25 protein-coding genes are annotated in these 24,881 nt (G+C 26.8%); 20 read left to right on the plus strand and 5 right to left on the minus strand.

Annotation, left to right across the window (positions count from 1 at the left end; translation table 11 throughout):
- Positions 1–87: 87 nt before the first annotated feature.
- Positions 88–1,728 (minus strand): putative manganese-dependent inorganic diphosphatase, encoded by a 1,641-nt coding sequence (locus ACH36K_RS07760; RefSeq protein WP_411170364.1) that lies wholly within the window; start codon positions 1,726–1,728, stop codon positions 88–90.
- A gap of 243 nt (positions 1,729–1,971) precedes the next feature.
- Here ACH36K_RS07760 and ACH36K_RS07765 point away from each other — a divergent pair, with 243 nt between their 5' ends.
- The 4 genes from ACH36K_RS07765 to thiI all read left to right on the plus strand — a co-directional run bounded on the left by ACH36K_RS07765 (position 1,972) and on the right by thiI (position 7,925).
- On the plus strand, positions 1,972–4,521 hold the full coding sequence (locus ACH36K_RS07765; RefSeq protein ID WP_411170365.1) for a calcium-translocating P-type ATPase, SERCA-type: 2,550 nt from the start codon (positions 1,972–1,974) through the stop codon (positions 4,519–4,521).
- Between the two features lie 126 nt (positions 4,522–4,647).
- Positions 4,648–5,085, plus strand: a complete 438-nt coding sequence (locus ACH36K_RS07770) for an ACT domain-containing protein (protein WP_411170366.1) — start codon at positions 4,648–4,650, stop codon at positions 5,083–5,085.
- 543 nt (positions 5,086–5,628) lie between these two features.
- Complete coding sequence (locus ACH36K_RS07775; protein WP_411170367.1) at positions 5,629–6,774, plus strand: cysteine desulfurase family protein; 1,146 nt, start codon at positions 5,629–5,631, stop codon at positions 6,772–6,774.
- Positions 6,771–7,925 carry a tRNA uracil 4-sulfurtransferase ThiI gene (gene thiI, locus ACH36K_RS07780; protein ID WP_411170368.1) on the plus strand — a complete coding sequence of 385 codons (1,155 nt, stop codon included), beginning with the start codon at positions 6,771–6,773 and terminating at the stop codon, positions 7,923–7,925. Before ACH36K_RS07775 ends, thiI begins: the two co-directional genes overlap by 4 nt.
- A 60-nt stretch (positions 7,926–7,985) precedes the next feature.
- Here thiI and ACH36K_RS07785 read toward each other — a convergent pair whose 3' ends face one another.
- Positions 7,986–8,402 carry a hypothetical protein gene (locus ACH36K_RS07785; RefSeq protein ID WP_411170369.1) on the minus strand — a complete coding sequence of 139 codons (417 nt, stop codon included), beginning with the start codon at positions 8,400–8,402 and terminating at the stop codon, positions 7,986–7,988.
- A 103-nt stretch (positions 8,403–8,505) separates the two neighbouring features.
- Positions 8,506–9,027 carry a ferritin-like domain-containing protein gene (locus ACH36K_RS07790; protein ID WP_411170370.1) on the minus strand — a complete coding sequence of 174 codons (522 nt, stop codon included), beginning with the start codon at positions 9,025–9,027 and terminating at the stop codon, positions 8,506–8,508.
- A gap of 181 nt (positions 9,028–9,208) precedes the next feature.
- On the opposite strand from ACH36K_RS07790, the gene ACH36K_RS07795 reads away from it, so the two are divergent.
- The 4 genes from ACH36K_RS07795 to deoC all read left to right on the plus strand — a co-directional run bounded on the left by ACH36K_RS07795 (position 9,209) and on the right by deoC (position 12,726).
- The gene (locus ACH36K_RS07795) at positions 9,209–9,484 is read left to right on the plus strand and encodes a hypothetical protein (protein ID WP_411170371.1); all 276 of its coding nucleotides are present in this window, start codon (positions 9,209–9,211) and stop codon (positions 9,482–9,484) included.
- A 438-nt stretch (positions 9,485–9,922) separates the two neighbouring features.
- Complete coding sequence (locus ACH36K_RS07800) at positions 9,923–10,873, plus strand: DUF4003 family protein (RefSeq protein ID WP_411170372.1); 951 nt, start codon at positions 9,923–9,925, stop codon at positions 10,871–10,873.
- Between the two features lie 11 nt (positions 10,874–10,884).
- The gene (locus ACH36K_RS07805; RefSeq protein WP_411170373.1) at positions 10,885–11,931 is read left to right on the plus strand and encodes a DNA polymerase IV; all 1,047 of its coding nucleotides are present in this window, start codon (positions 10,885–10,887) and stop codon (positions 11,929–11,931) included.
- Positions 11,932–12,051: 120 nt separating this feature from the next.
- Positions 12,052–12,726: a deoxyribose-phosphate aldolase gene (deoC, locus tag ACH36K_RS07810; protein WP_411170374.1), complete on the plus strand. Its 675-nt coding sequence runs from the start codon at positions 12,052–12,054 to the stop codon at positions 12,724–12,726.
- Positions 12,727–13,167: 441 nt separating this feature from the next.
- Here deoC and ACH36K_RS07815 read toward each other — a convergent pair whose 3' ends face one another.
- On the minus strand, positions 13,168–13,785 hold the full coding sequence (locus tag ACH36K_RS07815; RefSeq protein ID WP_411170375.1) for a DUF975 family protein: 618 nt from the start codon (positions 13,783–13,785) through the stop codon (positions 13,168–13,170).
- A 173-nt stretch (positions 13,786–13,958) separates the two neighbouring features.
- Here ACH36K_RS07815 and ACH36K_RS07820 point away from each other — a divergent pair, with 173 nt between their 5' ends.
- The 5 genes from ACH36K_RS07820 to ACH36K_RS07840 all read left to right on the plus strand — a co-directional run bounded on the left by ACH36K_RS07820 (position 13,959) and on the right by ACH36K_RS07840 (position 18,878).
- Complete coding sequence (locus ACH36K_RS07820; protein WP_411170376.1) at positions 13,959–15,581, plus strand: cell shape-determining protein; 1,623 nt, start codon at positions 13,959–13,961, stop codon at positions 15,579–15,581.
- 152 nt (positions 15,582–15,733) lie between these two features.
- Complete coding sequence (locus ACH36K_RS07825; RefSeq protein WP_411170377.1) at positions 15,734–16,675, plus strand: CobW family GTP-binding protein; 942 nt, start codon at positions 15,734–15,736, stop codon at positions 16,673–16,675.
- A gap of 10 nt (positions 16,676–16,685) precedes the next feature.
- Positions 16,686–17,309 (plus strand): GTP-binding protein, encoded by a 624-nt coding sequence (locus tag ACH36K_RS07830; RefSeq protein WP_411170378.1) that lies wholly within the window; start codon positions 16,686–16,688, stop codon positions 17,307–17,309.
- A gap of 1 nt (position 17,310) precedes the next feature.
- Positions 17,311–18,216, plus strand: a complete 906-nt coding sequence (locus ACH36K_RS07835; protein ID WP_411170379.1) for a permease — start codon at positions 17,311–17,313, stop codon at positions 18,214–18,216.
- An 8-nt stretch (positions 18,217–18,224) separates the two neighbouring features.
- Complete coding sequence (locus tag ACH36K_RS07840; RefSeq protein ID WP_411170380.1) at positions 18,225–18,878, plus strand: membrane-spanning protein; 654 nt, start codon at positions 18,225–18,227, stop codon at positions 18,876–18,878.
- Between the two features lie 69 nt (positions 18,879–18,947).
- Here ACH36K_RS07840 and ACH36K_RS07845 read toward each other — a convergent pair whose 3' ends face one another.
- Positions 18,948–19,820, minus strand: a complete 873-nt coding sequence (locus ACH36K_RS07845) for a cation diffusion facilitator family transporter (RefSeq protein ID WP_411170381.1) — start codon at positions 19,818–19,820, stop codon at positions 18,948–18,950.
- A gap of 194 nt (positions 19,821–20,014) precedes the next feature.
- Here ACH36K_RS07845 and ACH36K_RS07850 point away from each other — a divergent pair, with 194 nt between their 5' ends.
- The 7 genes from ACH36K_RS07850 (at position 20,015) to ACH36K_RS07880 (ending at position 24,668) form a co-directional block, all read left to right on the plus strand.
- On the plus strand, positions 20,015–20,536 hold the full coding sequence (locus ACH36K_RS07850) for a putative ABC transporter permease (protein WP_411170382.1): 522 nt from the start codon (positions 20,015–20,017) through the stop codon (positions 20,534–20,536).
- Between the two features lie 110 nt (positions 20,537–20,646).
- Complete coding sequence (locus ACH36K_RS07855; RefSeq protein ID WP_411170383.1) at positions 20,647–21,075, plus strand: DUF3783 domain-containing protein; 429 nt, start codon at positions 20,647–20,649, stop codon at positions 21,073–21,075.
- Between the two features lie 24 nt (positions 21,076–21,099).
- On the plus strand, positions 21,100–21,249 hold the full coding sequence (locus ACH36K_RS07860; protein WP_322459460.1) for a hypothetical protein: 150 nt from the start codon (positions 21,100–21,102) through the stop codon (positions 21,247–21,249).
- 223 nt (positions 21,250–21,472) lie between these two features.
- A complete protein-coding gene (locus tag ACH36K_RS07865) occupies positions 21,473–22,153 on the plus strand; it encodes a cytochrome c biogenesis CcdA family protein (protein WP_411170384.1) in 681 nt (226 codons plus the stop codon).
- Positions 22,154–22,167: 14 nt separating this feature from the next.
- On the plus strand, positions 22,168–22,725 hold the full coding sequence (locus ACH36K_RS07870) for a TlpA family protein disulfide reductase (RefSeq protein WP_411170385.1): 558 nt from the start codon (positions 22,168–22,170) through the stop codon (positions 22,723–22,725).
- Between the two features lie 120 nt (positions 22,726–22,845).
- A complete protein-coding gene (locus ACH36K_RS07875; RefSeq protein ID WP_411170386.1) occupies positions 22,846–23,997 on the plus strand; it encodes a helix-turn-helix domain-containing protein in 1,152 nt (383 codons plus the stop codon).
- Positions 23,998–24,089: 92 nt separating this feature from the next.
- The gene (locus ACH36K_RS07880) at positions 24,090–24,668 is read left to right on the plus strand and encodes a hypothetical protein (RefSeq protein WP_411170387.1); all 579 of its coding nucleotides are present in this window, start codon (positions 24,090–24,092) and stop codon (positions 24,666–24,668) included.
- The last annotated feature ends 213 nt before the right edge of the window (positions 24,669–24,881 follow it).

Raw genomic sequence — 24,881 nt, forward strand, 5'->3', positions numbered from 1 at the left:
GGAGCGAAGCGACGGAATAAGCAAAACTTACATAGGTGAACTTTTTTATTTTAGAAACTACATAACAATCTCAAGTGAAATTTAAAATTACTTTGATGTTACAGCTGATGTTATTGGTGGAACTACTTGTTTCTTTCTTGAAAGTACTCCATCTAAGAAAGCAGTACTATCTTTTAGTGTAACTTTAAATGCTTTTTCAACTATTTCTGGTTTATCTCCAGCAACTAGTATTTGTGAGCCTTCGTTAAGTATGTCTGTAAGTAGTAACAGTACCATATCTAATTTAGCTTCTTTTGCCTTAGTGTTCATATAAGCTAGCATTTCATCTTTAAGTGGCATAAATCCTTCAATATCCATTGTATTTACTTGAGCTACACCAACTCTTGTATCCTCAATTGTAAATGGTTTGAAGTCTTGATTAAAGATTTGCTCTACTGTCTTTCCTTTTAATGAAGTTCCAGCTTTAAACATTTCTTTAGCGAATTCTTCTACATTTATTCCAGCTATCTCTGCTAGCTTTAAGCAAATATTTTTATCTTGAGCAGTGCAAGTTGGACTTCTAAATAAAAGAGTATCTGAAATTATTGCACCACATAAAAGTCCAGCAGCTTGTCTTGAAGGTCTTATTCCATTTTCAAAGAAACATTTACCAACTATAGTAGAAGTACTTCCAATAGGTTCACTTCTAAAATATAATGGACCGCTAGTTTGGATATCAGCTACTCTGTGGTGATCTATAATTTCTAGAATTTCAGCTTCTTCAAGTCCATCAACAGATTGACTTCTTTCATTATGATCAACTTGAATAATTTTCTTTTTATAATTAGAGATTAAATGATATCTTGATACTGCACCAAGAACTTTACCATTTACTCCAATAACAGGATAGCTTCTATATCTAGTATCTATCATAACTTTCTTTACATCTTCAACTAATTCGTCAGTTGAGAAAGTAACTAAATTATCTTTAATCATTACGTATCCAACAGGAATACTTTGAATTATAAGTCTTGATGCAGTGAATGAATCATGTGGAGTTGTAATAATACTTATGTTAGCTTCTCTAGCTTTTTCAATTATAGCAGTACTTGGTGCATGAGACCCTGTAATTATCATAAGTGATATCTTAAGATCAAGTAAGGCATTTTGAACCTCTTCTCTATCTCCAACTATAGCAATATCTCCTTCTTCTATATGGTCTTTCATGCTATCAGGTTGCATAGCTGTAACAACTATTTTACCAGGGAAATTTTTTCTTGCAGTATCAACATAAATTTCCTTTGCTGATAAAGTATCTATTATATTTTCAAGAGAAGTGCTACTTTTTGCTAAAATTCTATTATCCCATATATCCATATAGCAAGAAGTTAAGTTAGAAATAGCTAAAACTCCAAGTAAATGTTCATTTTCATCAGCTACTGGAAGTGTTTTTATATTTCTATCCTTCATTATATTCCAAGCTGTTTTTAAAGATATCTCTGGTGAAACAGGAGTTATCTTATCAAATTCTAAATCTTCAATTTTTAATTTTACAGTTTTTAACAGTCTAGGAGCCTCAACTCCAAAATAATCAAGAATATATTGAGTTTCTTGACTTACATTTCCAAGTCTTACTGGTATTGCAGGCATATTGCCTGTCTTATTTTTAAATTCAGCATATGAAAAAGCTGCACATATTGAATCAGAATCTGGATTCTTATGTCCAGTTACATAAATTACGTCTTTCAAATTATGACCCTCCTTAGTTAATAATTATATATACATATTCTATATTTATATTACCGATTTGTAAAGCTATCTAATTAAAGTATATGTAGAAATTTGTATATTAAACTATATTATTAAGTAAGTAATGAAAAATTTGTAGAATAAATATTAATAAAAATATATTAAATATGAAATAGTAAAAAAAATCATATCTTTTAATTTACTAAATATAATATATAGAAACTATTTTAAGGAGGACAACCAGTGATACAGGAAAGAGAAATATCAAGGGGTCTATCTACAAAGGAAGCAGAGAAAAGGAAGAGCACTTATGGGTTAAATGAATTATCCCACAAGAAAAAAACATCACCTATCATAATTTTTTTATCTCAATTTAATGATTTTATTGTTTGGGTATTAATAGCTGCAACTATAATATCTGGTTTAATGGGAGATAAAGCAGATGCGATAACAATACTTATAATAGTAATTGTAAATGCAATAATGGGCTTTGTACAGGAATATAGAACAGAAAAGTCATTAGAGGCATTAAAGGAACTTGCAGCCCCAACATGTAAAGTAATTAGAGATGGAGTTTTAAAGGTATTAAACTCAATAGAAGTTACATTGGGTGATTTAGTAATTTTAGAAGCTGGAGACAGAATTCCAGCAGACGGTACATTTATTGAAGCTTCAGGTGTAATGATAGATGAGTCACTTTTAACTGGAGAATCAGTAGGAGTATCTAAAGATTCTAAAAAAGGGAAAAACCAAGGATTTATGGGAACTACAGTTTTAAAGGGTAGAGGTGTTTTTCTTGTTGATGGTATTGGAATGAATACAGAAATGGGGAAAATAGCAAATCTTTTAGATAATATCGAAGAAGAAAAATCTCCGTTAAGAGAAAGATTAGATTCACTAGGAAAAATACTGGTGGCACTATGCTTAGTTATATGTGCTGTAGTAACTGTTCTTGGAATACTTAGAGGTAATGAAATAACAGAAATGTTTTTACTTGGAGTCTCATTAGCTGTCGCAGCAATACCAGAAGGTTTAGCTGCTATAGTAACTGTTGCTTTAGCATTGGGTGTATCTAGAATGTTAAAGAAAAATGCATTAGTGAGAAAGCTTCCAGCAGTAGAAACCTTAGGGTGTACATCTGTTATATGCTCAGATAAAACAGGAACATTAACTCAGAATAAAATGACAGTTAAAGAAATATATATGAACGGAAAGATATACGATGTTGATAAAGAGGAACTAAGCAATCATTCAAATATAATGAAAGCATTAGTTTACTGTAATGACTGTAATTATGATTTTAATATTAAAAACATAGAAAAAGCTTTATATGGAGATCCTACTGAAACTGCATTAATAAAAGCATTTTTTAAAGATACAAACTTACTTAAAGCATTTGTGTCTAATGCACAAAGAGTTTATGAAATTCCATTTGATTCTTCTAGAAAAATGATGAGTGTTATAGTTAGGGAAGGAACAAAGGAAGTTTGTTATATGAAGGGAGCTCCAGAAAGAGTTATAGAAAGATGTACTCACATATTAGAAAATGGAACTATAAAACCATTAACTGCTCAAAAGAAGAGGCAAGTAGCATCATATATTGAATCAATGTCAAATAGAGCCTTAAGATGCATAGCTGCAGCATATAAGGAAAATAATTTAGTAAAGAGTGAAGGTTTAGAAAAAGATTTAATATTTTTAGGTGTTGCAGGAAGTATCGACCCACCAAGAGTAGAAGTAAGAGATGCTGTGTTAAAGTGTAAACTTGCGGGAATACAACCTGTAATGATAACAGGAGACCATAAAAATACAGCTTTAGCAATTGCTAAATCTATAAATATATGTAATACAGATGATCAAGCAATGACTGGTGAAGAAATTGAGAAAACTAGTGATGAAGATCTTATGAAAAAAGTAAAAAATGTAAGAGTTTTTGCGAGAGTATCTCCACATCATAAGCTTAGAATTGTAAAAGCCTTTAAAAAGCAAAATAATATAGTTGCAATGACTGGAGATGGTGTAAATGATGCTCCTGCAATAAAAGAAGCTGATATAGGAATTGCTATGGGAATATCAGGAACAGATGTAACAAAAGAGGCGGCATCGATGGTATTAATGGATGATAATTTTGCAACTATAGTATCAGCTGTAGAAGAGGGAAGAGTAATATATGATAATATAAGAAAGTTTATAAGATATTTATTGTCTTGTAATTTGGGTGAAGTATTAACAATGTTTTTAGCATCATTATTTTACTTACCTAATCCGCTTACTCCAATACAAATACTATTTGTTAACTTAGCGACAGATGGTTTACCAGCAATTGCTCTTGGAGTAGATCCTCCAGATAGAGATATAATGATGCAACAACCAAGAGAAAAAGGTGAAGGTATTTTTGCAAGAGGATTATGGTCAAAGATTGTAGTAAGAGGATGTTTAATTGGAATTTGTACTTTACTTTCATTTATGACAGGAAGATTGTATGGAATGGATTTAGCTACATGTAGGACATTAGCTTTAATAACTCTTGTTATGTCACAATTACTGCATGTTTTTGAATGTAGATCAGAAAGACATTCAATTTTTGAAATTAAGGTATTTAGTAATCCTTATTTAGTTGGAGCTGTAGCTGTCTCAATGCTAATGGTATGTTCAATATTATATATTCCATTTTTAGCAGATGTATTTAATACTGTACCATTAAAGATTGAGCAATGGGGAATTGTGCTATTCTACTCAGGAATAATCTTCTTAATAAATAGTGTGTATTTATTTATAAAATCAAAAAAATAATAAATATATATTTAAAAAAGTTCACTTATCAAATAATATAATTTAGTTTATAATAAACATAATAAGTTACAAAATAAAAAAGTTTCTTATAAATAATTGAAGGTTATTCTATTTGAAGGTGGTACTATGAAGGGAAATTTTCTAGTTGTAGATAAAAGAGTTTTGCCAGAGGTCTATGAAAAAGTAGTAGATGCAAAAAGGCTATTAGAAGAAGGTAAGGTTAAGGATATTACTGAAGCAGCTAAAACTGTAAATATTAGTAGAAGTGTTTATTATAAATATAAGGACTCAGTTTTTGCACTTGTAGAAACTGAGCAAGGAAAAAAGGTAACTATTAATATGATGATAAAAGACAACAAGGGGGTGCTTTCAGGAATATTAAATTATATTTCTGAAGAAGGCGGTAGCATAATAACAATAAACCAAGGAATACCTATGAATAAAAGAGCTAATTTAAGCTTAACAATTGATATATCATCACTTAGTGGGGATCTAAAAACTTTACTTGAATATTTAGCTACTTTAAAAGATGTAGAAAAGGTAGAGTTTGTAGCCATGGAATAATTTAATTATGATTTAAGTTTCTTTAGAGGTTTTAATCTTTTAAAAAGGAAGAATAATTTTAAATTATTCTTTCTTTTATTTTTATAAGATTATAGTTTGGTAATATTTCTTAATAATATTTATAAAATATATTATATAAATATTTTAGGAGAGATTAGCCTTTGTTAGAAATACTTTGGTCAATATTTACAGTGATTTTAATAACAACAATTATACTTATTATAGAGTATAGAAAGATGAAGAGTGATAATAAGTAAAATAGAAGATTATCTCTAGATATAACTATATATTTAAAGAGATAATCTTTTTTACTAGATCATGAGCAAAATCATATTAATAAATTAAACCTTTATTTATTTTTAGAAATTTGATATAGTAAGTTTAAATATGGTAAAAAGATAGAGGGATTTTAATTTATACTGAATTAATCTTACTATTATGATTTAAGAATATATTTTATATAGGTATTTTTATGATAGTTAGAAATTTTAAGTTTAGGAAATGCTAAAATAGAGTAATATGATAATAAAGGAGGGATAATGCTTGGATATTTATTTTGATAATAGTTCAACAACAAAACCTTACAAAGAAGTTATAGATGAAGTTTCAAATGCAATGGAGGAATACTTCGGTAATCCATCTTCTCTCCATAAGATAGGAATAAAGTCTGAAAAAAGACTTACAGAAGCAAGAGAATTTTTAGGTAAAAGCATAAATGCATCTAAGGAAGAAATATACTTTACTTCAGGTGGAAGTGAAGCAAACAACTTAATAATTAAAGGTTTAGTTAAAACAGGGCATCATGTTATTACTACAATTTTTGAGCATCATTCAGTTTTAATGGCCTATAAGGAACTTGAAAAAAATGGTGTTAAGGTTACATATTTAGAAGTAGATAAAGATGGGAAAATAGATATAGAGGAGTTAGGTGAGGCTATATCTAAAGATACTGTATTAATTTCTATAATGCATGTAAATAATGAAATTGGATCTATACAGGATATAGAAGCAATAGGAAAAATAATAAAAGAGAAAAGCTCTAGAGCAAGATTTCATGTTGACGCAGTTCAATCTTATGGAAAACTAGATATAGATGTTAAAAAAATGAATATAGACATGTTATCTGTAGCTTCTCATAAGATTCATGGACCAAAGGGAATTGGATTTTGTTATATTAAAAAAGGAATAGTTTTAAATTCTCTTATAAGTGGTGGAAGTCAAGAAGGGGGAGTTAGAGGTGGAACTCAAAATGTTCCAGCTATAGTAGGTTTACATAAGGCAGCAGAAATAACATCAAATCAGAAAAATGAAAGCTATAATTACGTAAATAGTTTAAAAGAATATATGATAAAAAGACTAGAAGAAATAGATAATATAAGAATAAATAGTCCACTAAGATGTGATTTTACACCATATATATTAAATGTTTCTTTTATTGGAGTAAGAGCTGAAGTGTTACTTCATTTATTAGAGGATAGAGATATTTTTGTAGCTACTGGTTCTGCTTGTACATCAAAAAGTAGTGTAGTAGCAGGAAGTTATGTAATAAAAGCTTTAGGATTAAGCAATAAAGAAATAGAAAGTGCTATCAGATTTTCATTTTCAAAGTTTAATACTAAAGAAGAAGTTGATAAAGTTATAGAAGTTCTAAAAAGCTCATTAACATTTTTAAGGAGAGTCAAAAAATGAATAAATTGATATTAGTTAAATATGCATCAGAAATTTTTTTAAAGGGTTTAAATAGAAATAAATTTGAAAAAAAGCTTAGAGATAATATAAAGAAAAAACTAAAGGGAATAGAATATAGCTTAATATCAGATCAGGGAAGATACTTTATTAAAGCTGATGATATAGAAGAAGCTGCAGAAAGAGTAAGAAAAGTTTTTGGTGTTTCAGAAGTTTGCATAGTAACAGAAGTTCCAAGGGATATGGAAGCAATTAAGGAAGAAGCACTAAGAAAGGTTAAAGAAGCAAATCCAAAAAACTTTAAAATCGAGACAAATCGAGCAAATAAATTATTTCCTAAAAACTCATTAGAAACCTCTAAAGAAGTTGGGGCATATGTAGTTTATCATATGAATGGATTAGAAGTTAAGGTTAAAAATCCAGAGTGTTTAGTAAATATAGAAATTAGAGAAAATGCATACATATATACAACTAAAGATAAAATTAAAGGGGCTGGAGGTTTACCATATGGAATAAATGGTAGTACTATGCTTATGTTGTCAGGAGGTATAGACTCACCAGTTGCAGGATATCTAATGGCTAGGAGAGGTGTTGAGCTACATTGTGTTTATTATCATAGTCATCCTTATACATCAGAAAGAGCTAAAGATAAGGTTAAAGATTTAGCAAAGATACTTTCAACATATACAGAAAGAGTAAACTTGCATATAGTACCATTTACAGAAATACAAATGGCAATAATAAACGGATGTAGAGAAGATGAATTAACTATAATAATGAGAAGATTTATGATGAGAGTTGCTTGCTCACTTTCAGAAAAATATGGAATTCAATCAGTAGCATCAGGAGAAAGTATAGGTCAAGTTGCAAGCCAAACTATGGAAGGATTAATGGTAAGTAATGATTGCGCCGACAGACCAGTATTTAGACCTTTAATAGCTATGGATAAAACAGATATAATGGATATAGCTAGAGAAATTGGAACATATGAAACTTCAATATTACCTTATGAAGATTGTTGTACTATATTTGTTCCAAAACATCCTAAAACAAAACCAAGAGTTGATTTGATAAGACAATCAGAGTCAGTATTAAATATAGATGAATTAGTAAATAAAGCTATAGAAGAAACAGAACTTGTAGTTTTTAATTAAATAATAGATTATTATATTAAATTAATGTAAAACAAAAACAGCCTGTATAGGCTGTTTTTATTATCTTGTTCTCATTCTTGTAGCTTGCTGCCTTGCTTTCTTTATTTGACTGTGATCGAATGGTTGTAAGTCTTTCTTAGTAGTTAAGTTAGCTATATTTGAAATAGTAATAACTTCTGAATCAGCCTTACCTTTTTCACCTTCAATTCCCATAATTATTACTTTATGACCTTGTTTAACTTCAATAAAAGTTGGCTTTTTAAACCATTTTTTAGCTTTATATTGAGTTTTAACTACACCTTTACCCATATCTGGCTTTATTAAAATATTAATAGTTAATTTTCTCATAATACCTAATATGTTTTTTTCTTCAATTTTTACAGATAAAACAGTACCAGCAGTACTGGTCATTCTATCACCGTATTTTTCCATATATGCATCTGTAAAATATTTACTCATCTTATCTTTGAAACCCATACTTAAAACTCCTTTATATTTAAGAAATATTGTAATAATCAAATAATTATAATAACAAGGTCATTATAACATAATTCCATTATTAATTAAACAAAAAGTTAAATTAATTACCTAACTCTCTTTCATACAACCTATTTAAAAGGTTTATGTGATGCTCCTCATCTAATATTATTCTATTAATTATGGCAATTATGTTTTCATCTTTTACTACACTAGCAGTTTTTCTATATTGTTTTATAGATTCTTTTTCCATAGAAATATCTGATATAAGTAGTTTTTTTAGTGAGTTATCTGTATTTATAAATTTTGAATTCCAATGAAAGTCTTTACCTTTCTTCTTTATAGAAAAAGTAGGATTACCACCAAGTGCAGAAATTAGCTCTCCAATGATTTCTAAATGATGCATTTCAACAATTACAATTCCTCTTAAAGTGTTTTTAACATAATCATCAGTTATTAATTCATGGTAAGTATATTGAGCTACTGCTGTTAATTCTGAAACCATACCACAATAATTAACTTTAATTAAGTTAGCATAATCTATATTTTTTTTACATACTTCAATCTGTGGATAAGGTAAGTCTAATGAGCAGTTAAGATTTAAGTTTTTATAATCACTTTTCATGATATCACCTTTAAATTATTTATTATTATAATATATGAAGATATCATTTATAGTGATATAAAACTAATAGTTGAAATATGAAAACAATATAGTAGTATAATATATACTATATTATTTTTAATTTTAGGAATAATATACAATTAAACTTAAAATGAGTATTAAAAAACTAAAGGAGGATAAAATGAACATAATATTTGATGAAAAAACTAAAGAGGCATTGTTAAGTGAAGTGGAAAAAAGCAACTATAATCAAATAAGAGTAAAGGTAGTAGCTATCGGTTGTGGAAAGCCTGCATATGATTTATATGCAGATTTTATTTCAGATGAAGATTTTGAAGTTATAATTAGTGATGTAAAATTCGTTATAGCTAAAAAAGATGAGAAGTTATGTAATGGTATTGAGATAAAATATGATAAAGAAGTATATAATAAAGGGTTTTATGTTAGAAGCTTATAAAGGATAATACTTTCTTATATAAGAAATAAAAAGATGAGAGATTTATTAAGTCTCCCATCTTTTTTCATAATACTAAGAGGATACTAATCGATGTATCCATTAGTATTATTGCCTATAAAAAAAATATTATTCACTTTATTTTAGCTACTTAAAATATTTATAAATGTATGATATATAATCTTTCTTTTTTAGTTTATTTATAAACATAATTATTACTAAAAATTATAAATGTATCATATAACTATAAAATAGCCTTAAATAAGTAAACAATAGCATTAGCTAAACATATTATGTATTACCTAAACTTTAGATAAAAGGAGAACCTTTAATTTAATTTTTATAAATTGTTATAATTTTGTTATAAAACTGACACAGTTTTTATAGTATAATAGTCTTGAGTAATTAATATGCTTAAAGTAAAGTGAGGGAATATTATATATGGAGAAACTTCTCATAGACAGAATTAATCTGACAATTGAGAACTATAGAAATGCAAAAAAAGATCTTAGAAATGATGGAGATTTAATTAACCATTTTGCATCTTTAGTTTTCGCTCATTACAAAAAAGAAATTCCATTTGAAAAAGTAAAAGAAATTAGAAAGTATATAAAGGGAACTTCTTCTAGGGTGTCACCTTTTAGAGGGGACATGCTTTATATTCTATCTTTATTAATTTCATTAGAAGAAGGTAATGAAAATCAACTAATAGATGATATATATGAAGTTATGGATATTCTTAAATTTCAAGGATTTAATGAATGTGATTACTTAGTACTAACAGCATTTGTTATAGCTAAGTATGGTAATAATAAGGATAAGAATGAAATTGCATATAAAATGAAGGAAGTTTATATTTTGTTAAAGGAAAAATATTATAATATAACTGGAGAAGATGACTATTTAGTTTGTGCATTATGGGCATTGAACGACATAGATGTTAGTACAATTGATGAGTTTATAGAGACTATTTATAGTCATATGACAGATTTAAATATTAAGTCAAAAAATAGTATTCAAGGACTAACTAATGCAATAATGTTAAATGGTTCTTCAGGAAATATGTATAGAACAATAGAATTTATGCTACAATTAGAAAAAAGAGATATAAAGTTAGCTCAACAATTCTTACCTTTACTAGGAGTATTATCAAATAATGATATGAGAAAAAACATTGATTTAATTGAAGACGTAGTAGATACTCTTTGTGAAGAAGAAAGTGAATATGAATATTATATGGATAAAGGTTTTAGAACTATTATTGCAATATCTATATTATCATTTATAAATATTTCTGATAAAAGAAACTATATAGATGAACTATTAGCTCAAGGAGTATATTGCTTTATAAAGTCGAAAAATAAAGGGATGTTTGCTGAAGCCTTAGCTTAAAGGGAGTAAATATGGAAAGGTTGATTTTACATGTAGATATGGATGCATTTTTTGCATCAGTAGAACAACTAGATAATAAAAAGCTTAGAGGAAAGCCAGTAATAGTTGGTGGAGTAAGTGAACGAGGAGTTGTTTCTACTTGTTCATATGAAGCTAGAAAGTACGGAGTACATTCTGCAATGCCTATTTTTATAGCACAAAAATTATGTCCACATGCAATATACTTAAGAACTAGATATATTCGATATAAGGAAGTTTCAAATCAAGTATTCAATATATTAAAAGATGTTACCCAAATTATAGAGCCTCTTTCAATAGATGAAGCTTATTTAGATATAACTAATAGTAATTTTAATAATGGAATAGAGGCTGCAAAATATATAAAAAGCAGAGTTTTCAAAGAAATTGGTTTAACTATTTCAATTGGGATATCATATAATAAATTTTTAGCAAAATTAGCATCTGATTGGAATAAGCCTAATGGTATTAAGGTTATAACAAAAGAAATGATACCTGAAATTTTGCTACCGCTTCCAATATCTAAAATACATGGATTGGGAAAAAAGTCAGTTGAAAAGCTAAATAACATAGGTATATTTTTAATAAAGGACTTATATGAAATGCCAAAAAGTTTTTATATAGAGTATCTTGGAAAATATGGTTTAGAAATTTATGATAGAATACGTGGAATTGATAATAGAGAAGTAGAAGTAGAAAGAGATAGAAAATCTTATGGCAAAGAAAGAACCTTAAAAACAGATACTGATGATAAAGAAGAGTTAATTATTTATTTAAAGGAATTCTCTAATGAAATCAGTAAATATCTTATGAGAGCAAATATAGAAGGTAAAACAATAACAGTAAAATATAAAACAAGTGATTTTCAAAATCATACAAGAAGTAAAACATTAAGTTACTATACAAATAATTTTGAGGATATATATAAGACTTGCAAGGAAATACTAAATAATGAGGAACTAAAAAAAGGAGTTAGATTAATAGGAGTTACTATATCATCATTTAAGGAAAATACAATGGAACAACTTAGTTTATTTTAAAAATGAATTAATCTTTATAAAAAATAGTCTTTGTTTTAAAACCTCTTTAATTACTAGAGGTTTTCATTTATAATAAACTTCTAGAGAAAAAATAGTTAAACATACAGGAGGAGATCTTATATGAATAAAAAAGATTTAGCAAGAATGATAGATCATACTATCTTAAAGGCAGATGCTACAGAAATGGAAGTTGAAAAACTTTGTAATGAAGCATTAGAGTATAATTTTGCATCAGTTTGCATTAATCCAGCTATGGTAGAAAAAGCTGCAACTATGTTAAAGGGTAGCGATGTAAAGGTTTGTACGGTTATTGGATTTCCTTTAGGAGCAACTACAACAGAAGTAAAAGCTTTTGAAACTGAAGATGTTATTAAAAAGGGCGCAACAGAAGTTGATATGGTTATAAATATAGGAAAGCTAAAAGAAGGAAATTTAGAATATATTAAAAAGGATATAGAAGCTGTTGTTAATGCTGCAAAAGGAAAGGCTTTAACAAAAGTAATTATAGAAACTTGCCTTTTAACTGATGAAGAAAAAGTAACTGCTTGTAAATTATCAAAAGAAGCTGGGGCAGACTTTGTAAAGACTTCTACAGGATTTAGCACTGGAGGAGCTACTGCTAGTGATATAAAACTTATGAGAGAAACAGTAGGACCAGAACTTGGAGTTAAAGCTTCAGGCGGAGTTAGAAGTAATGCAGATGCTATAGCTATGATTGAGAATGGAGCTACAAGAATTGGTGCTTCAGCTTCAATATCAATATGTGAAGGAACAGAATCAAACTCAACATATTAATATTAAATTTTATATTTAAATCCATATAATGAACATTTTTTATAGAATTAAAATTTTATAAATGCAGATAATAAATTTGTATTATATAGGAGGTGTTTATTATGAACAATGGAAATAATAAAAAACATAAGGAAAAAGGAAATAGTAGCGTTACTGAAGGTCATAGAGATAAGAAGACAGCTACAGATAATCAATGGGGTAAATGATTGTTAATTAAGAGTTCTGCAATTAAAAGTAGTTTATGTTGTAGACTCTTTTATCAATAATTAGTTTTACTTATATTATATATAAAAAAATGACAGGAGTTAGGCTTAGTAACTCCTGTTGTTTTTTATTCTTTAGAAAATTATAAAATTTTTATAATTTATTTATTTAGTAATTCTAAGTGAGGATAATAATTTTATGACAGCTTGGAGTGATGCCACGGAGTAAAGAAAATTATTATTTGTAATTTTTCAAACTTAAATAGAAATTTGCTTCTGTTAAATTTTGATAAGGAGAAATCCATAACCCAGCTATACCAAAGGTAAGAATAGCTAAAAGCCACCAACCTATAAAGGATAATTCTAATACAAAGAAATCCCATTTATGACCTGACATCATATTTGAACTTTCTTCTAAGCATTCAAATATGCGTTTACTTGGATCTTCAGCTAAAATATAAAAAGCTTGAGAAAACATTAAAGCTACTATAATTCCAGGAATTATCAAAAATAAAGTTGCAATACCAATTGCAAGCATCATTAAAATATATAAGCCTAGAGTTTTAAAGTAAATATTAAAATTTGAAAATAAATCTTTAAACTGAGGCTCTTCATTATTAGTTATGAAATTTAGTAAAAATTTACTTAGTCCTACAGATATAACTCCACCAAAAAGAAGTGAGATTATATTAATAGAAATAGAAACAGAGCTAGAAAATTCTCCAAAAAAGTCAATGGTTTCTTTGGTTATACTAGAATTAATTATTAAATTAGCTACGAAGACAGTAATTAGTGCTACTCCCCAACGACCTCTTAATTGTTTCTTTGCTTTTGATTTTAGTTCTAATCTATTCATTTTTACACCTCTAAAATTTATACTAATATCATTATACAATAATTTACAAAATAGTAAACTAAATCTATAAAATGTTTTATTAAAAAATTTAGTGAAAATGTATTTACAAACAATATATTATATTGTATTATATACCATATAACGGAGTAAAAGATATAATTAGGGGGATTAAAATGGAGAATATACGAAATTTTGCACCGAAAAAAGGAAAACTTTCAACGTATCTAGGTTGGTTAATATCGGCTTACTTAATAGTAGGGGTATTTTTACTTTTTAGTAGTAATCTAATACTAGATATAACATTAAGTTTATTTTACATTGTAGCAGTATTTGTAGTTGTAACTGCATTTTATGCAATTATAACAATGAACAAAAAATATGGAGCTTTAGCAGCTTTTGTAGCTGTTTTATATATTTTAGGGTTAGTTATCTTTAGTCCTTTAATTAACTACAAAGCTCATAGAGAATTAATAGGTAAGGTTGATGAAGTAGACTTCACTAATGAAATAAAGCATATTGACTTAAAGCAATTACCGATAATTGATAAAGATGTTGCCTATAAGTTAGCAGATAAAAAGTTAGGTGAGATTCCAAGCTTAGGTAGTCAAGTAACAATAGGTGATTTAACTCTTCAAAGTGTAAACAAACAGCTTTATTATGTTGCACCATTAGAGCATTCTTCATTATTTAAATGGATTACAAATAGAGAAGGAACTCCAGGATATATAAAGATTAGTGCAACTAATGAAAGTGATGTTCAATTAGTTACAGAATTAAATGGAAAAGATATTAAAATAAAGTATTTAGAATCTGCATTTTTATTTAGTGATTTAGAGAGAGCATCTTATTTAAGAGATATGAGAGCTGGACATACTGATTTTACTTTTGAACTAGATGATGAAGGAAATCCTTATTGGGCAATAACAAGATATGATAATGCAATTGGATTTACAGAAGCTAAAGCAACAGGAGTGTTAGTAATAGATGCACAAACAGGAGATTCAGAGGTATATGATATAAATGATGCACCAAAATGGATAGATCGAATTCAACCAGATAGATATATAATGAATTATATAGATAAATGGGGAGAACTTGTACATGGAATATTCAATTTTAGTGACAAGGACAAGCTGAAAACTACAGAGGGAATGAATTTAATATATAATAATGATACTTGCTATTACTATACTGGAATAACATCAGTAGGAAATGATGAAGGTTTAGTTGGATTTACTTTAACTAATACTAGAACTGGAGAAACAAGTATGTATAAGACTTCAGGAGCAACAGAAACAGCAAGTATGAAGTCAGCAGAAGGTAAGGTTCAACAATATAAATATACAGCAACTTTCCCATATCTAATAAATATACAAAATGAACCTACTTATTTTACTACTTTAAAGGATTCTAATGGATTAGTAAAACAATATGCTATGGTAAATGTGAAAAATTATAATGTAGTTGGTGTTGGTGATTCACTTCAGTCAACTCTTAATAATTATTTAGAAGGTCTAACTAATACTAATATTTCTCTAGAAGGAAGCAATAGCGAGGAAGTTTTAGAAGGAGAAATAGAAAGAATAGGATTAGTAGTAAAAGATGGAACTAGTATTTATGATATAAAGATTAAAGGTAGTGAAAATATTTATACAGTTTCAACAGAGACTTCAAGAGAAGTGGCTTTAAGCTCTGTAGGAGACAAGATTAGAGTGAAATTTATAAAAGTTGGGGAAGGTAAATTTATTTTAACTAACTCTTTTGAAAATTTAACTTTTAAAAAAGTACAAAGCTAATTTAAGATAATTAAAAGCTATAAACTAAAATTTAGAGAAATCTTTATTTGGTTTATAGCTTTTTTATTTAGACAATCTATGAATATATTAATTATTTGTCACATAAAATGTTTAGAACAATTATATAAGCAATTACTATATAGAGGTGTTATATGAAAGTAAATATAGATATATATTCAGGATTTCTAGGTGCAGGTAAAACTATGCTTATTAAAAAATTAATTAAAGAAGGGCATTATGAGAGGGAAATTGCAATAATAGAAAATGAGTTTGGAGAAGTTAGCATTGATGGAGCTATATTAAGAGATTCAAATATAGAGGTTAAGGAAATAAATTCAGGTTGCATTTGCTGTCAAGTTAAAGGAGATTTTAAGAAGGCTATATTAGAAGTAATAGAAAAATATAACCCAAGTAGAATAATAATAGAGCCTTCAGGAGTAGCTAAGTTAACAGATATAATTAAAGTTTTTAAGGATAAAGAACTTAAAGAAAAAACAAAGGTGGAAAATATAATAACTGTTGTAGATCCAGAAAAATTTAGTATGTATATTGAAAACTTTAAAGAATTTTATAAGGATCAAATATTAAACACAAAAAAGGTAGTTTTAAGTAGAACTCAAAAGTTAAATAAAGAAAAAATAGAAGGGATAGTTTTAGAATTAAAAAGAATAAATTCAAGAGTTTCAATAATAACTGATCCATGGGATAAGGTAGATGGAGATCATATTTTAGAGGGTAATAAATATAGTAGATTAAATATAAGAGAAAGTAATGGCATAAAAGTGAAATTAAACAAAAATGATATAGAGAATAAAAGTGCAGATGAAGTTTTTGAAACTTTTGCAATTTATCCAAATTCTAAAATATCTAAGGCAGAGTTAGTTTCTAAGTTTAAATTTATTTCAGCTTCAAAAAGCTATGGGGATGTACTAAGAGCAAAAGGGATTATTAAGCTATTAGATGGAAGTAATGGGCAATTTGATTTTGTAAAGGATGAGTTTCAAATTAGAGAAATAAAAGAAATTAATAAAAGTGTAATTTCATTTATAGGAATTAATTTAAATAAAGAAGAAATAAAAAGTCTTTTTAAATGAGGATTAATAAATGAAGTGTAAATTAGAAGTTGTAAGTGGTTTTTTAGGATCTGGTAAAACATCTTTTATAAGTTCATATTTAACTACAGATATATGTAAAGATGAAAATATACTAGTAATTTTATTAGAAAAAGGATCTAAGGATGTAATAAGAAGTTTGGATTGTGTACACATAGTTTACCTAAGGAATTCAAAATATCTAAAAGAAACAATTTTAGATAAAGTAAAAGAAAATAACTATACCAAACTAATAATTGAGTTTAATGGAACTTATGATTTGAATATAATAAGTACTTTAATTAATGATAGAGAGGTAAGTAAAGTAGTAAAGTTTTATGGAAATTACTATATAGGTGATGCTAGTACTTTAGAAATATATTTAAAGAATATGGGAGAAATACTTGTTCCATTTATACAGTCAAGTAAGCTTATTGTGTTAAATAATTTGAATTTAGTAGATAAAAGTAAAAAGAGTACGTTAATAAAAATAATTGAAAATATTAATTTTACAGCTCCAATAATATATTCAGAAAGTATAGATGTATTAGATAGTGATTTAAAATCAAGTAGTTATTTTAAAAAGGGGTTATTATATAGAAAACTTTCAACTCTTTTTAAGAAGGGAGAAAAATAAGGTGACTTTAGGGTTAGAAAAATGGGCAACTATATTTATAAGTATGATATTAGAAGCTTTACCATTTATATTGATCGGCTCTATAATTTCAGCAGCTATACAAATGTATATTTCAGAAGACATAGTAAAAAAAATATTACCCCAAAATAAATTTATATCCATATTATTTGCAGCTTTTATTGGAATTTTTATACCTATATGTGAATGTGCAATAGTGCCTATTGCAAAAAGCTTAATAAAAAAAGGAGTCCCAGTTGGAGTAGCAATAGTATTTATGATTTCAGTGCCAATAGTAAATCCTGTAGTCATAGCCTCAACATATTATGCTTTTAATGATATAAAAGTAGTATTAATAAGAATATTTGGAGGGGTGTTATGTGCTATTATTATAGGGCTATTAATAGAATCTATTTCTAGAAGAGGAACAGAGGTTATAAAGGATGATAATAATTATAAAAATATTTGTGATTGCGGATGTATAGAATCACAATACTTTTATAATAAATCTAAAATAAGATTATGTTTAGAGCACGCTAATAAGGAATTTTCAAATATACTTAAGTACTACATATTTGGTTCTTTTTTATCAAGTGTTTTTATAACCATAGTTAATGAATATATGTTAAATAAAATGTCAAATGGAAAATACCTATCTATAATTATAATGATGTTAATATCCTTCTTGCTCTCCTTATGTTCAGAAGCTGATGCTTTTATAGCAAAAGGGTTTTTAGCGAATTTTGGATTACCAGCAATTTCAGGATTTTTAATACTAGGTCCAATGATAGATTTAAAGAATGTTATAATAATGGGATCATATTTTAAAAAGGAATTTGCTTTTAAGCTTATAGCAGTAATTACACTAGTTGTACTAGCCTTTTCAGCAAGCTTAACAATAATCATATAGGAGGAAATATGAGAAAGTTCAATGTAGATGAATTTATATGGTTATTAATATTAATACTTTTAACAATGTTTATTGCTTACTTAATGACATCTGGGGATGTGTATAAGTTTTTAAGTCCTAAAACTGCTAAAAATCTTTATGTAGCTTTAGCAATATTACCAATTTTCATTATAGTACAACTTTTTAAAGTAATAACTTTTAATTCTAGAGTAGATAGGTCTATTAGTTATTTACCAATAATATTTACTTTAATGATAGGTGTAGTTATTACATTTAATAATAGTATTTTAAATAACGATTTAGGAATGGGTGAATATAAATTTAAAAGTAATGGGATTAATGATTCATTAGAAATATCTTATGAAAATCATCATATAATAGATGAAATAAATGAAAATGGTATTGATTTTCTAGGTAAACATATTGTATTTACTGGATTTGTTCATAAATACAATAGTGAAAAAAATTTTATTTTAGCAAGAGAAGAAATGAATTGTTGTGTAGCTGATTCTGTAATTACAGGTTTAAATTCATTTTGTCAGGATAATTTAAAGGAAGGTCAGTGGATTAAAGCTTTAGGTAAAATAGAATATAATGGAGAATATTACTTTAATATAATAGAATATATAAAGGTGAACCCACCAGATAACCAATATTTTTAACAAAAAGGAGCTAGTTATAAAGTTTTTAATTTTTTATAACTAGCTCCTTTTTGTTTATTAATTTGAAATTTACATCTTATTAGGCTCTACATGAATAATAACATCTATTTTTTTACCTAGTCTATTAGAAAGTGTATCCTCTACTTCATGAACTAATTTATGAGCTTCATCAATGCTTAAATTAGAATCTACTTTTATATGCATATCTAAAAATACATAATCTTTATAGCCTCTAGATCTTATATTATGCACATTTTTTATGTGTGTAAACTCTTCTAAAATATCTACTACTACTTCTTCATCTAATATTACCTTATCAGTTAAGGTAGAGATATTGTCTTTAAATATTTCATAAGAAGAATGTAATATAAATAAAGCAACTATAAATGAAAATATAGTATCGATAATAGGTGGAAGTCCTAACTTTACAGCGAACAAAGCTATAAGTACTCCAATAGAAACAAATATATCGCTTCTAGTGTGAAGAGAATCTGCTATTAATAATTGACTATTAAGCTTAACTCCCTGATTTCTTTCATAAAATGCAACACAAATATTAATAAATAATGTTATTAATACTATAATTAAACTTTCTATACTAACTTCTAATGCAGAAGGGTTAAACAGCTTGTTTATAGAAGATGTAATTACATTAAAAGATATAAATAAAAGCATAGTTCCAATGAACATACTAGCGATTGTCTCAAACTTTTTATGACCATAAGGGTGATCATTATCTTTAGGTTTTGATGCAAGAATAATTCCAATTATGCCAACAATATTTGAAGCACTATCTGAAATAGAGTGAAATCCATCTGCCATAACACTAGAACTATTTATAACTAATCCAACTAATATTTTTGAAGCTGCAACAAGTACATTAGCAATTAGCAATATTAGAAGTATAAATTTTACTTTTTTATAATTTGATTCTATAATCAATCGCTCCTTTACAAATAACCTATAATTTCATTTTATTCTTACAAATTTCAAAAGTTACAATGAGCCTATATTATATAAAATGTAAAAAACATGACTAGAGAGATATGTTTTTAAAAGTAAATAGGGGAAAGAGGTATCAATTAATATACTTTGGTTAAACTAAGAGTAAAATTAATTAAGGTTGGTGTGTTTTTATGACTATGATAAACTTTACTATTTTTAATTTTCTACTATACTCAATTGTTGGATGGCTAATAGAAGGAATATATAGCTATATTATATGTGGTAAGTTTAAAAAAGAAGGATTTATGAAGGGGCCGTATAAGCCTATGTATGGTATTGCTTTTACAATTTTAGTATTATTTAATAGATATCTTGATTTAAACTTATCAGAAATTCTTATAATATCTTTAATAGTTCCAACAACTGTTGAATTTATAAGTGGATATTTATTAAAAGAAATATTTAATAAAGAATATTGGGATTATTCTAAATTGAAATATAATTATAAAGGATTAATAACATTAAGATTTTCTATATATTGGATGATTTTATGCTATATTGGTATAAATTTAGTTCAACCAATTATAAATAGTATGTACTTAAGCTTAGAAAGATTTTTGAGGATACCAAATGTTATAGGTTTATTTATAATGTTATTTGATTTTATAATAACAGTTAAAATGCTCTATAGATCTCCTGCAATGCAAAGTTAAAATTTACATATTAAAATATTCAGTAACATAATGAATTTGAAGGTTGCTTAATTTTTATTATTTTTATATGATATAGATATAGAAATTTAATAGATAAAAAGGAGAAAGATATGTCATTTGAAAAATTAGATATTAAAGATACAGAAGTTAAAGAAGGTAGAAGTTGTATAATATTATGTAACTTTAATTCAAATGAAATAAAAACAATAGGTAATCTTGCTGGAATGTTAGGAATTAAAGATAAAATAACTTTAAATTATAAACATGGAAATTCAATCTTGAAAGATGTACTAGAGGGTAATATATCAAATGATTCAGAAGATGGAATAAAAAATAAAGCTATAATATTTAATAATATTTCTGGTGCGAAGATGGGAATATTTATTGAAAATTTAAAGAAATTTAGAATTAATAATGTTTTAAAAGCAACTGTTACTGAGACATCAATTGAGTGGACTGTAAATGTATTGTTAAAGAATCTAGTTGCTGAAAGAATAGCACTGAAAACAGGAAAAGACTTCAGTCATGATGAAGAGTAATATTCTAAGAGAGTGAGATAAAAAATGGGCGTAAAGAGAGAAGTAGAATTACAGACAGTAACAGCAAGGTTTTTAAATCTTAAAAATTTAGGTTTAGATGAAGAAACTATAATTAAATTACTTGAAATAAATGAAGATGACTTAGAGGCCATAAAGATAAATTTAAATCATTAAATTTAAGGTACTTCACATTAAAATTTATGATAATGTTTTTAGAAGATAGCTAGTGTAAAATTTGAAAAATATACTAGCTATTTTTGTGTAATATATTTAGTAATTACTATAGATATAAGGAGCATAGTTTCTTATTATACAATAGTAAGGTATCAAAAAAGTAACTTATTTTATTATTCCAAGTATTATGATATACTATCCAAAAGAGTAAGGGAGTGGTTAATTGAATTATTTTATCTTATTTTTGGAAGGGATAATAACTTTTATTTCTCCATGTATATTACCTATGTTACCTATATATATATCTTACTTTATGGGAAGTAATGAAAATGATAAGGAGAATAAGGCTTTAATAAACTCAATAGGTTTTGTTATTGGATTTTCAATAATTTTTACTGTTTTAGGAGCAGCAGCAGGTACGTTTGGAGCTTTTATACAAAGATATATGAATGTCTTCAACATTGTTGCTGGAGGTTTGTTAGTTATATTTGGACTTAATTATATTGGATTATTTAAAATAGGTATATTAGAAAGAAGTTTTAAGTTAAAAACTAAGAGTGACTTAAATAATCTTAATTTAAGAAAATCAGTTTTATTTGGTGTAATTTTTGCAATAGGATGGACTCCATGTGTTGGAACTTTTTTAGGATCAGCTTTAATGATAGCTGCAAGTAGTCAGAATTCAATGGAAGGGATATTTATGTTACTTACATATAGTCTAGGCCTAGGTATCCCTTTTATAATATCAGCACTACTTATAGAGAGCTTAAAGGGAGCTTTTACTTTTATAAAGAGAAACTATAAAACTATAAATATTATTTCAGGAGTATTACTTATATTAATAGGTATTTTAATGATGACAGGATATTTAAATACTTTACTAGGATTACTTACATTTAATTAGGAGGTTTAAGGGTTTTGAATAATAAGAAAAGGTTAATAACCATAGTTATATCATTAGTTCTTTTATTGGTTATAGTTAAGCTTGGGTATAATTATTTATCAGAAGATGTTATGCCAGTTGAAACTATAGATAAAAAAGGAGCTGAAGAAACTAAGAAAGCACCTGACATTGAAGTTTATAATGAAGCTGGAGAAACTATAAAATTATCAGACTACAAAGGAAAGAAACCAGTAATAATTAATATTTGGGCTAGTTGGTGTGGACCATGTAAATCAGAAATGCCATATTTTGAAAAAGCTATGAAAAAATATAGTGATGATGTTGAAATACTTATGATTAATCTAACTGATGGCCAAAGAGAAACTAAGGAAAAAGCTCTTAAGTATATAAAAGAGAATAATTTTGATATGAATATTTTATTTGATGAAAAATTAAGTGCTGCAAATGCATACAGAGTTAGAGGGATTCCGAGAACAATACTTATTGATATAGATGGAAATATAGTAGTTGATAAAGAAGGGGCAGTAACTGAAACAGAATTAAATAATTATATTAAAAAGCTTATAAAATAGTGACAAATAATAAATATATGTAAAAGTGTAAGATCAGGCAAAATTTTATGTGTCTGATCTTATATTTTTATAGTAATATAACATTATATAGTAGTTATTTTTAGATAGGAGGATGGTTTAGTGGATAGCAAAAAGTTAATGTCCTTAATAAAAAAGGAAGAAGGAGTAAAGCTAGATTTTAAATTAAAGCTATCCTTACAATATGAAAGTAGCAAAAAGGAACTTGCAAAAGATGTTTGTGCAATTGCCAATTCTAGAGGTGGAAGAGGATATATAATAGTTGGCATTGAAGATAAAAGTAAGAAGATTATTGGACTAAATGATATTGATATAATTAATGAAGAAAAGGTGCAACAAATAATTACATCAAGATGTGAACCACCAATTCCAGTGTCAGTAGACACAGTTGAGATATATGATAAAAAAATTTGTATAATAACTATATATTCAGGAGATCAAAAACCATATCAGATTAGGGAAAATGGGGCTTTTTATATAAGAAGAGGTTCTACAACTGATACTATGAGAAAACAGGAGTTAATTGAAGCTTTTGAAGAAAACTTAGATTTTTTTATGGAAACATCTATTATAATGAAAAGTAATATATCATTTTTAGATGAAAATTTACTTAAAAAATATTTTGAAAATAAGGGAATAGAGCTTAATGAAGAAAATAAAGAATTTCTTTTAGAAAATTCTAGAATAGCATATAGGGAAAAAGAAAGTGAAAAAATGAATTGTACTTTAGGTGGATTATTAATTTTTTCAAATTATAATAGCTTATGGCTACCTCAAAATATGATAAAGATAATAAATAAAGTAAATAAAAATGAAAATGAGGTTATAATAATTCAAGGAAGTATTCTGCAAATGGTAGATAAGTCAGAAACAATAGTTTCTAATATATTGCCTAAGAATTATCCTAAATCAGCAATAGTGGAGGGGATAAAAAATGCAGTTTTGTATAGAGATTATTCATCAACTAATAGAATTATAGAGATTAATATTGGGTTTAGGACTATATCTATAATTAGTCCAGGAGCTTTAATAGAAAAAAGTAGTTCAGATAAAGTATCGAGTCATAGTAAAAGAAATATGTGGATTTATGAAAAGCTAATAACATTGGATAACAATAAAAGGTTTTTAAATAGTGGTGAAGGATTTTCTAGGATTAAAAAAGCCTTTTATGGAGTTGGAAAAGTAAAGCTAATAAACTCTATTGAAGATGACTACTTTAAAGTAGTATTACCCGGAACTAGTATATATAGTTAAAAAATATTACTTCTTGAAATGTTAAAATAAATTATGTTATAATAATTATTATTAAATAATAATTTTATAATTGTTAATAAGGAGAGTTTAATATGAATAATAGAGTAGAATTAATATATGAAAATAATGAATACAGTGTGAGTGTTAATGGATCAGTTGTAAATAAAGATAAGGATTTAGAAAATGCTTTTTCAAAATTTAAAAGTATTATAAGCAATAATAAAAGTGCAGAAGCAAAAGCATGGGATGATATAGTAGAAAAATTCCAAGGATTAAATAATGAAAGCTTAGATATTAACTATGAATTTAGAACAATGAGTTTTGGAGATATGAAATATTTTTATAATATGGGAAAAGTATTTTATATGGCAAATGGAACTATGATTCCGCTTATTGGAGGATATGAATTATTTAAGTTTACTATGAGAGTTGTTTCCTGTGGAGATGTACAAAAAGCTAATGATTTTATAGAATTTTGCAGAGATGTAATGATGTCAAAAGTTAACTATAGAGTTACAGAGTCTAGTATAATAGTTTCAAGTGCAAGTTTTAATTATGGATCAGCAGAGTATAATTTTAATAGTGGAAAGATAAATAAAGGGGCTTCAATACAAAATGGAAGCTTTGAAGAATTTAAATCATATGTATTAAATATAATAAAGAATATATAGAAAGGATGAGAAATTTTTCTCATCCTTTTAATATCTAGGAAAGTATGAAAGATTAAAGTTTTGAAAATGTGAATAGATAATGTTTTTAGAAATTTAATTTGAAAAAATAGATTTGTTTTATACTTTCCTTACATTTAGTTTGGAAGTGGACATATGTAAGTTTACGATGACTTTGAGCGGAGTGACGGAATAAGTAAACTTATATATGTTCAC

Source organism: Clostridium sp. MB05 (assembly GCF_046581255.1).
Taxonomy (GTDB): domain Bacteria; phylum Bacillota; class Clostridia; order Clostridiales; family Clostridiaceae; genus Clostridium.

What these genes read in the sequence shown, in the direction of transcription:
- deoC (WP_411170374.1), top strand. Translation starts at nt 12,052, where the DNA reads ATGAATAAAAAAGATTTAGCAAGAATGATAGATCATACTATCTTAAAG.
- ACH36K_RS07795 (WP_411170371.1), top strand. Translation starts at nt 9,209, where the DNA reads ATGAACATAATATTTGATGAAAAAACTAAAGAGGCATTGTTAAGTGAA.
- ACH36K_RS07830 (WP_411170378.1), top strand. Translation starts at nt 16,686, where the DNA reads ATGAAGTGTAAATTAGAAGTTGTAAGTGGTTTTTTAGGATCTGGTAAA.
- ACH36K_RS07770 (WP_411170366.1), top strand. Translation starts at nt 4,648, where the DNA reads ATGAAGGGAAATTTTCTAGTTGTAGATAAAAGAGTTTTGCCAGAGGTC.
- ACH36K_RS07805 (WP_411170373.1), top strand. Translation starts at nt 10,885, where the DNA reads ATGGAAAGGTTGATTTTACATGTAGATATGGATGCATTTTTTGCATCA.
- ACH36K_RS07840 (WP_411170380.1), top strand. Translation starts at nt 18,225, where the DNA reads ATGAGAAAGTTCAATGTAGATGAATTTATATGGTTATTAATATTAATA.
- ACH36K_RS07880 (WP_411170387.1), top strand. Translation starts at nt 24,090, where the DNA reads ATGAATAATAGAGTAGAATTAATATATGAAAATAATGAATACAGTGTG.
- ACH36K_RS07855 (WP_411170383.1), top strand. Translation starts at nt 20,647, where the DNA reads ATGTCATTTGAAAAATTAGATATTAAAGATACAGAAGTTAAAGAAGGT.
- ACH36K_RS07850 (WP_411170382.1), top strand. Translation starts at nt 20,015, where the DNA reads ATGACTATGATAAACTTTACTATTTTTAATTTTCTACTATACTCAATT.
- thiI (WP_411170368.1), top strand. Translation starts at nt 6,771, where the DNA reads ATGAATAAATTGATATTAGTTAAATATGCATCAGAAATTTTTTTAAAG.
- ACH36K_RS07860 (WP_322459460.1), top strand. Translation starts at nt 21,100, where the DNA reads ATGGGCGTAAAGAGAGAAGTAGAATTACAGACAGTAACAGCAAGGTTT.
- ACH36K_RS07800 (WP_411170372.1), top strand. Translation starts at nt 9,923, where the DNA reads ATGGAGAAACTTCTCATAGACAGAATTAATCTGACAATTGAGAACTAT.
- ACH36K_RS07820 (WP_411170376.1), top strand. Translation starts at nt 13,959, where the DNA reads ATGGAGAATATACGAAATTTTGCACCGAAAAAAGGAAAACTTTCAACG.
- ACH36K_RS07815 (WP_411170375.1), bottom strand. Translation starts at nt 13,785, where the DNA reads ATGAATAGATTAGAACTAAAATCAAAAGCAAAGAAACAATTAAGAGGT.
- ACH36K_RS07790 (WP_411170370.1), bottom strand. Translation starts at nt 9,027, where the DNA reads ATGAAAAGTGATTATAAAAACTTAAATCTTAACTGCTCATTAGACTTA.
- ACH36K_RS07825 (WP_411170377.1), top strand. Translation starts at nt 15,734, where the DNA reads ATGAAAGTAAATATAGATATATATTCAGGATTTCTAGGTGCAGGTAAA.
- ACH36K_RS07785 (WP_411170369.1), bottom strand. Translation starts at nt 8,402, where the DNA reads ATGGGTTTCAAAGATAAGATGAGTAAATATTTTACAGATGCATATATG.